Here is a 7,397-nt window from a genome sequence, read left to right as displayed (position 1 = left end):
AATAGGGGGATCTCATGAATCAGCCAAAGGAATTCTCGTTTTATGCTCGCCGGAATCTATTTATTTTTTCTGTGACCAGGCTTATATCCGAGCTAGGAAGTTCGATTTTTAAGTTTGCTTTAAGTCTATATATTTTGGACATCACCGGATCGGCCACTGTATTTTCAATGGTGTTAGGCTTGTCCATTCTGCCCGGAGTATTTGTCAATATTTTTGCAGGTGTAGTTATAGACCGGAGTAATAAGAAAAAAGTGCTTGTCATAACCGAAATATTAAGCGGCATAGCGCTACTAATCTTTTTACCCATTTTCTTGTTGGACTCAACCAATGTTATGTTGCTTGCTGTGTTTTCCGTTATATTAAGCTTAATTCAATCATTTACGTTCCTAACGCTGAATGCGTCAATTCCTAACTTAGTGGAAAGAGAAAACGTTCATAGCGCAAACTCTTCCTATCAAAGCATAGGAGCAATCATAAATGTACTTGGCCCGATCCTGGGTGCAATTACTTATCGAGCTTGGGGCTTGGAAACGATTGTGATGATTAACGGAATAACATTTATTTCGGCTGGATTAATGCAACTATGGTTACAATTCAGGAAATCTGATGAACAAACGGTATCCTCAAGTTATTTAGACAGCGTAAAAGACGTGTTTGCGTATATAAACAAGCAAAAAGCCATCATGTATTTACTTGTCATCTTTGTTGGCATCAATTTTATGCTCGCTCCATTAATCCAGGTTGTACTGCCGTATGTGACTTATCAGGAACTTCAACTTTCAGCTCAGCAACTGTCTGTTATTCAAGGAGCCTGGTTCGTAGGAGTCATTGCAGGAGCCATTGTGGTTTCACGTCGGAAAGTACATCAATTTGTTATTACCAAAATATTTATCCTGTTTCAGCTTCAAGCCATCTTATTCTTGACTTGGTGTTTCCCATTATTGTTTCCCTCAACAGCAGGAAGCCTGATACAGATGACGTTCATCTTCATGATGATTTTGGCAGTAACCGGATTTTTTAATTCGATGAGCAATGTCCCCATGATTTCTTATGTGCAACTGTATACTCCAGAACATATCAGAGCCGGGGTGTTTGGTGTAATCAGCTCGATCACTATGCTAGCAACTCCGCTCGGAATCGGGTTGTACGGAATACTATTGGATAGAATCCATTGGGTATACCTTCCTCTGGCTTCAGGAATAGTTGCTCTGGTGATGGGTATCATGGCTCATAAGAACAAAGAATTACGTAACTTTTTCAGTCAAAATGCCGAACCAGTCCTTAATAGCGTAGGTGAAAAAGAACGGGTATCAGCATTATAAACTGAATTTCTGCTTATGATGTGATTAGAGGACCTGATGTTAATGGAAAGGCCAACTTAAGTTGGCCTTTTGGTCTTTCAGTTATTTTTTGCTTTGAGTTACTTTCCCCTTCACATCACCGATGCTTACTTTTCCATTGCCGCTCTGAATAATGACAACATCTTTTGCAACTTGATCAATATCCAGAGAGCCGTCACCTAACTCAATATATGCAGTACCCCCTATTTTATCTGCTTGAATATGTCCGTTTACATTCTCAATATTGACATCGGATGAGCTATTTTGAATAGTAATTCCCCCATCTCTGTTGGTTAAATCAATGGCTCCACCGATTTCTTTAAGCGTGATATTACCATTCACATTTTCAATGCTTACATCCGAGGCTAAATTCGTTACTTGAATATCTCCATCTCTATGCGGATGTTTAATTTCTAGTTTCATTTGTTCCGGAATGGTGAGCTTGACATCAACTGTTTGGGGACCTGTTGACATGAATTGGCCTTCGAAAAAAGTATTAAGCGTAGCTACACCATCTTTTCCCTCCAGACTTAATTTTAGCTTATCCATGTTGCTGCCATTAGCAACGACACTGGCTTGTATTTTATCTGTATTGTTTTTTCCGACAACTTCAATTTGACCGTTGCTATTATCTAAAACTAAGCTGGAAATACCGGCAGATGATAGTTCAAGTTCCTTGTTTAAAGATGTTGCAGGTTTGGATGAACAGGCCGCAGTTAACAGTAACATTGAGATCATCACTAAAGTAGTGAACCATTTCATTTCAATCACTCCATTTCAGAATAGTTAGTATAGATTTAGATTACATCCCGTTTTGTAAAAATAGGATATGAAACGAGATGCATAGCGACCAGATGAAGTAGAAGGAGGAACAGTGAGAAGCCCAGGGTCATGCCTTCCACTGGCGTCGTTCCAAAAAAATAAGGATTGAGATCTGTGCTGGAAAACACAAAATATTTTGTCCAAGGCCATCCATTCATGGTGATACTCAAGACGAATCCTGCTATAGCTGCCAGCATAGAGAATACAATAGAAAATGTAACACTGCGAAATGCTGCAGAAATCATAAATGCAAATGTCAACACGATAACCATAAAAGGTATATTAAATAAAAACCCACCTAACAAGGCTTGAATCATATCTGCCTGCTGAATGGTTTGATCCTTGACGAATAAGTAGGGATCGCCGATCCCCTTAAAGCCAAACATTAAACCACCGAAAAATATGGCAGCCAGAAAAGTGAGCAGAACCAAAAATATCCCAAACAAGAGAGTTGCAATATATTTAGAAAAATAAATTTTCGAGCGTGTAGCTGAACGTGTCAGTAAAAATTTGATTGTACCGGCAGAAAACTCAGAGGCAACAATATCGCCAGCCACGATAAGAGCTAAAAGAGAGATACCTACAATTAAATTTCTGGATTGACTCACTGTAAAACTCCAAGCATTGGATTGAGGAGCGATGTTATGGTCCAAATAATACTGATTCATCAAAATTTTTTCTGCTGCCATTTTTTTCTCAATGGGTAGAGCGTCTGACTTTGCTGCATCTCTCGTTAGCTTCGAATTTTCATGCTGTAAAAGTGTTTTCCAGCCTTCATTGTACTCAGTCATACCAGAACTTTTTAAATTGGCCATCTGGATTAATACATACAAAATAAGCAGTATGATGATAAACCAGGTGCGTTTACGCTTATAAATCTTCATGTTTTCATTGCGAATTAACTGAATCACTTTTCAATTCCCCCTGTGATTTCAATAAATTTATCTTCTAGTGTCTGTTTCGTGATCTGAACGCTGTATATGTTCACCCCCGTATCCATAAGTTTTTTTGTAATACCCGGAATTTGATCCTTTGTAATGTCAACTTGTAGAGTTTGTTGATCTGCAATAATTTCTTTCCCCGCCAGCATGGACTGGAATACCGGAAGAGCCAATTCGGGTCTATCTACTTCAAATCGAACAGGAGCAAGCCGATTATCCATCATCTCAGCTACATTATGGATACCAATCAGTTTTCCCTTATTTAAAATCGCTACCTGATCACACATCAGTTCCATTTCAGACATAAGATGGCTAGAAATAAGAACACCAACGCCTTCTTTTTGAGACAGATTGATTAAATGTTCCCGAAGCTCTCTTATTCCTGCTGGGTCTAAACCATTGGTAGGCTCGTCAAGCACAAGTAAGGAAGGTTTATGGGCCAGTACAACGGCTAATCCCAGTCGCTGCTTCATGCCAAGAGAATAAGTTCCCACTTTCTTATCAATGCTGTCCTCAAGTCCAACGAGCGAGATTACTTCCTGGATACGTTCCGAAGAAACCCCTGGAGACATTCTTGAGAAATGAATCAGATTGTCATAGCCGGATAGATATTTGTACAGATCAGGATTTTCGACGATAACCCCTACATGTCTCATTGCCTTTTCGAAGGAGCGATCGATATCTTGGCCGTGGATAAATACCTGGCCTCCTGATTTTGAACTTAAACCTACGATCATCCGAATAGTGGTCGTCTTGCCCGCTCCATTTGGGCCAACAAGACCCATGATTTCTCCCGCCTTCACATCCAAGGACAATCCTTCAACAATGGTTCTCTTCCCAATCTTTTTACTTAAATTACGAATCTGTAATAGTGACAACAACGATTCCCTCCCCGCCAGCAGTTTGATTGTCTATAAAGTATCAGGAGTGCAGTCATACTCCCTAGTGACAAAATGTCATGACCTTGTTATGATGTGAAAAGATTGAAAAAATTACCTTAATTTAAGAAGAATGGGGTACTTACATGTTTGGATGCAATATGCGCTGGTCTTGGCAGGAATGGATTGTTGCTGTATTCCGAATCTTGTGGTTGATTTGCTTTGTTTTGCTATCGTATCAAGACCGCCCATCTTTCCCTTTCACTGTTGTATTTATCACTGTTCTCGTTTGCTATTCACTACCTTTGTTCATTGATCGAAGCCATTATCTCTGGTATTTGTTGGCTGAAGTATTTCTAGTGGGTGGAATTTCTTTGCTATTTGCTCATCAATATGAGCTTGTCCGGCTATTTTTGCCAGCTGTTTTTACGATTGCGTTTTATAGCCGCGGCCGTTCACATGCGGTAACTTTTCCTCTTGCGTTGTTGATGTTTTGTCTGGGAGGAAGAGGGGCGTTTCATTGGACGATAGAGGACGTATTCCAGAACTTAGTGGATGCTTCGTTTGTATACGGTATTGGTTTCGGATTACAAATGGCATTTCGTTCTATAGATCGGATCAAACAAAAACTAGAATTAATAAAAAAGCAGTATCAAACCCTTGAGCAGTATTCAACTCAGGTTGAACAAATGACACTATTGGAAGAAAGATATCGCATGTCACGCGAGCTTCATGACTCGATTGGTCATACATTCACTTCCATTATCTTAAGTATGGAAACATTACGTCCTTATATCTCTTCTGAAGAGGGGATAGAAAGATTGCAATCTGTTCTTCAACTTGGTCGAACAGGGCTCGAAGATATCCGAAAGCAAGTTCATCAGATGGACCCTATGGAGGAAGATCCCTCTTTGGATTTATCCTTGCTTAATATAATTAATGAATTCAAAAAAAATACTGCCATTCGTGTTGTGTTCAGAACGATGGGGGAGCCGCTTCCTGTACTAAAACAGTCAAAACTGACCTTGTACCGCTGTTTACAAGAATTATTGACTAATGCCAGCCGACATGGGCATGCCAATTCTATTCAGGTGCTTCTTCACTACGACCATAACCAGATCATTTTGCAGGTGCAGGACAATGGGAAGGGAAGTGACGAAATTAAGTTCGGGTTTGGTCTTTCAGGAATGAAAGAGCGGCTTTCGTCCCTTCAAGGCAAGCTATACCTTCATTCCAAAGAAGGCGAAGGAACGATTGTGACCTGTTCTATACCATTACTTCAGGATACAGATGTTAGTAATCCAGAGATCAAGGTATTGCTGGTGGATGATCAATTACTCATTCGGGACAGTTTAGGTCTGTTGCTCAAAAACGAACCTGATTTTCGAATTCAAACGGCAGAAGACGGGAACGTTGCTGTAGATCGTTGTGCCAGCGATCCGCCAGACGTTGTATTAATGGATGTACATATGCCCCAGATGGACGGTATTACTGCGACGAAGTTAATTAAAGAAAGCTGGCCTAACATACGTGTAATTATGATCACAACCTTTGATGACATTTCGTATGCTACGAAATCACTTGCTTTGGGTGCTGAAGGTTATGTACTAAAAACAATTGATCCAAGAGAGCTGGCTAATACGATACGGCTAGTGCATCACGGAGGAACGATGATAACCCAAGAAGTAGCAGGTACACTGTTTCAGCAAATGACGGGGACGATGAAGAATCCTTATGGACTGACAGAGCGGGAGTTGGAAATTCTACATTGTTTAACTGAAGGACACCGTTATAAAGCAATTGCAAGCAAGGTTCACTTGTCTGAAGGAACTGTTCGAAACTACATTTCGACCATATACTCAAAAATGCAAGTGCAGAGCCGTGACGAAGCAATTGAAAAAGCTAAAACAGAGTTGCTTACAGACTCTTAATAAAAGCAAGATATGTAGACTGCGTGTGTCATACCACCGAACCTAATAGATTGAAGTGAAAATAGCGTCGTCCTAAATTTGGTCGACGCTATTTTTGTATGCTGTGATCCGCAAGTATGTGCAACGTTTACCTTAGCAAAACCGTATATGTAGAATAGCAAATGTATTTTGTTGCATATCCATAGAAGTCTACCATTCTACAAACTTGCATTTGCGCTATCAAATGGGTGATAATGGAAGAGATACTTTCGACAGAAAATAGGGCTAAAGATAGAGAGGATACCTACAAAAGGTAGATCGGATTTACCGCATTTTTGTATATTATTGTAGAATAAGATCGTAATTCAGGTTATAGTAAAGGAAGAAATTAACTAGGATAGATTATACCCAAATACGTAATTGTGGAGGGAAATATGAGTACATTTAAAAATTGGTTGAATACAACTAAAAAAGGACTGGGCGACCAGGTTAAGAAATTTAAGAACAAAGATTTTATGGAAGCTGTTGTTGCAGGTTGTGCATTAGTGGCATTTGCCGACGGTACTATTAGTCCGGAAGAAAAAACAAAAATGGCCGGATACATAAATATCAGTGAGGAATTGAAAGTGTTTGATATGGGTGAGGTCATCAACCGTTTCAATCACTATGTAGCAAACTTTGAATTTTCACCTGAAATCGGCAAACAGGAAGCATTGAAAGCGATTAGTAAATTGAAAGGCAAGCCTGAAGTAGGTCGACTTGTCGTCGGCGTATGCAGTGCCATTGGTGCAGCTGACGGTGACTTTGATGCCAATGAGCAACGGATTGTTGCTGAGATTTGTGGTGCGCTTGGTTTGAATCCGTCTGAATTTAGTCTGTAAATTTTACGGAAGGGAGGTGTGTTAATCAGTGGCTGTAATTAATCTGGTCAAGGGCCAGAAAATTGATTTAACCAAGGGAAACACAGGACTAACCAAGGTTATAGCCGGATTGGGATGGGACCCAGTGCAGTCCAAAGGATTTTTTGGCTTCAAGAAGCAACCCAATATTGATTGTGATGCTTCTGCCATTTTGCTGGATGCTAACGGGAAACTAACTCAGTCTGACAATGTAGTATGCTTCCATAATAAAAAAAGCCCGTGCGGCTCAGTCGTGCATTCCGGTGATAATCTGACTGGACAAGGTGACGGCGATGATGAACAAATTATGATTGACCTGGCACGGATTCCGGCCAATGTCGATAAAGTGCTTGTTGTTGTGAATATATATGATTGCGTAAACCGGAAACAGGATTTCGGCATGATCGAGAAAGCGTATATCCGCATTCTGGACGGTGCCAACTCCAAGGAACTGGTGACGTTTAATTTATCTGATAATTTTGAGGGAATGACTGCGCTGATCTGCGGGGAGCTCTATCGCCACAATGACGAATGGAAGTTTGCTGCAATCGGTGCAGGCACCCATGCCGTACATATTGATGTGCTGGCTGAGCGTTACATGTAATTT

7 protein-coding genes are annotated in these 7,397 nt (G+C 40.3%); 4 read left to right on the top strand and 3 right to left on the bottom strand.

From position 1 onward, the window contains the following. Positions 1-14: 14 nt before the first annotated feature. Positions 15-1,322, top strand: a complete 1,308-nt coding sequence (locus KSP24_RS15750) for an MFS transporter (RefSeq protein ID WP_216975704.1) — start codon at positions 15-17, stop codon at positions 1,320-1,322. Positions 1,323-1,403: 81 nt separating this feature from the next. Here the strand turns inward: KSP24_RS15750 and KSP24_RS15745 are convergent, their stop codons facing one another. Genes KSP24_RS15745 through KSP24_RS15735 form a run of 3 tightly spaced genes read right to left on the bottom strand, consistent with a single transcriptional unit; the run spans position 1,404 to position 3,981 of the window. Then, a complete protein-coding gene (locus KSP24_RS15745; protein WP_016821477.1) occupies positions 1,404-2,102 on the bottom strand; it encodes a DUF4097 family beta strand repeat-containing protein in 699 nt (232 codons plus the stop codon). Positions 2,103-2,137: 35 nt separating this feature from the next. Then, positions 2,138-3,073 carry an ABC transporter permease gene (locus KSP24_RS15740; RefSeq protein WP_016821476.1) on the bottom strand — a complete coding sequence of 312 codons (936 nt, stop codon included), beginning with the start codon at positions 3,071-3,073 and terminating at the stop codon, positions 2,138-2,140. After that, the gene (locus tag KSP24_RS15735; protein WP_216975702.1) at positions 3,070-3,981 is read right to left on the bottom strand and encodes an ABC transporter ATP-binding protein; all 912 of its coding nucleotides are present in this window, start codon (positions 3,979-3,981) and stop codon (positions 3,070-3,072) included. Before KSP24_RS15735 ends, KSP24_RS15740 begins: the two co-directional genes overlap by 4 nt. 146 nt (positions 3,982-4,127) lie before the next feature. Between KSP24_RS15735 and KSP24_RS15730 the strand changes: the two genes are divergently transcribed. The 3 genes from KSP24_RS15730 (at position 4,128) to KSP24_RS15720 (ending at position 7,394) form a co-directional block, all read left to right on the top strand. After that, positions 4,128-5,912, top strand: coding sequence for a hybrid sensor histidine kinase/response regulator transcription factor (locus tag KSP24_RS15730; RefSeq protein WP_025679829.1), 1,785 nt, complete (start codon positions 4,128-4,130; stop codon positions 5,910-5,912). Between the two features lie 413 nt (positions 5,913-6,325). Then, a complete protein-coding gene (locus KSP24_RS15725; RefSeq protein WP_017426302.1) occupies positions 6,326-6,772 on the top strand; it encodes a tellurite resistance TerB family protein in 447 nt (148 codons plus the stop codon). Between the two features lie 28 nt (positions 6,773-6,800). Further along, positions 6,801-7,394, top strand: coding sequence for a TerD family protein (locus KSP24_RS15720; RefSeq protein ID WP_013369617.1), 594 nt, complete (start codon positions 6,801-6,803; stop codon positions 7,392-7,394). Positions 7,395-7,397: the final 3 nt, after the last annotated feature.

The organism is Paenibacillus sp. AK121, from assembly GCF_019042715.1.
Classification (GTDB): Bacteria; Bacillota; Bacilli; order Paenibacillales; family Paenibacillaceae; genus Paenibacillus; species Paenibacillus polymyxa_C.
This window is presented reverse-complemented; position numbering and strand designations above follow the sequence as displayed.

Coding starts and splice junctions, on each gene's coding strand:
- KSP24_RS15750 (WP_216975704.1), top strand. CDS start 15: ATGAATCAGCCAAAGGAATTCTCGTTTTATGCTCGCCGGAATCTATTT.
- KSP24_RS15725 (WP_017426302.1), top strand. CDS start 6,326: ATGAGTACATTTAAAAATTGGTTGAATACAACTAAAAAAGGACTGGGC.
- KSP24_RS15730 (WP_025679829.1), top strand. CDS start 4,128: ATGTTTGGATGCAATATGCGCTGGTCTTGGCAGGAATGGATTGTTGCT.
- KSP24_RS15745 (WP_016821477.1), bottom strand. CDS start 2,102: ATGAAATGGTTCACTACTTTAGTGATGATCTCAATGTTACTGTTAACT.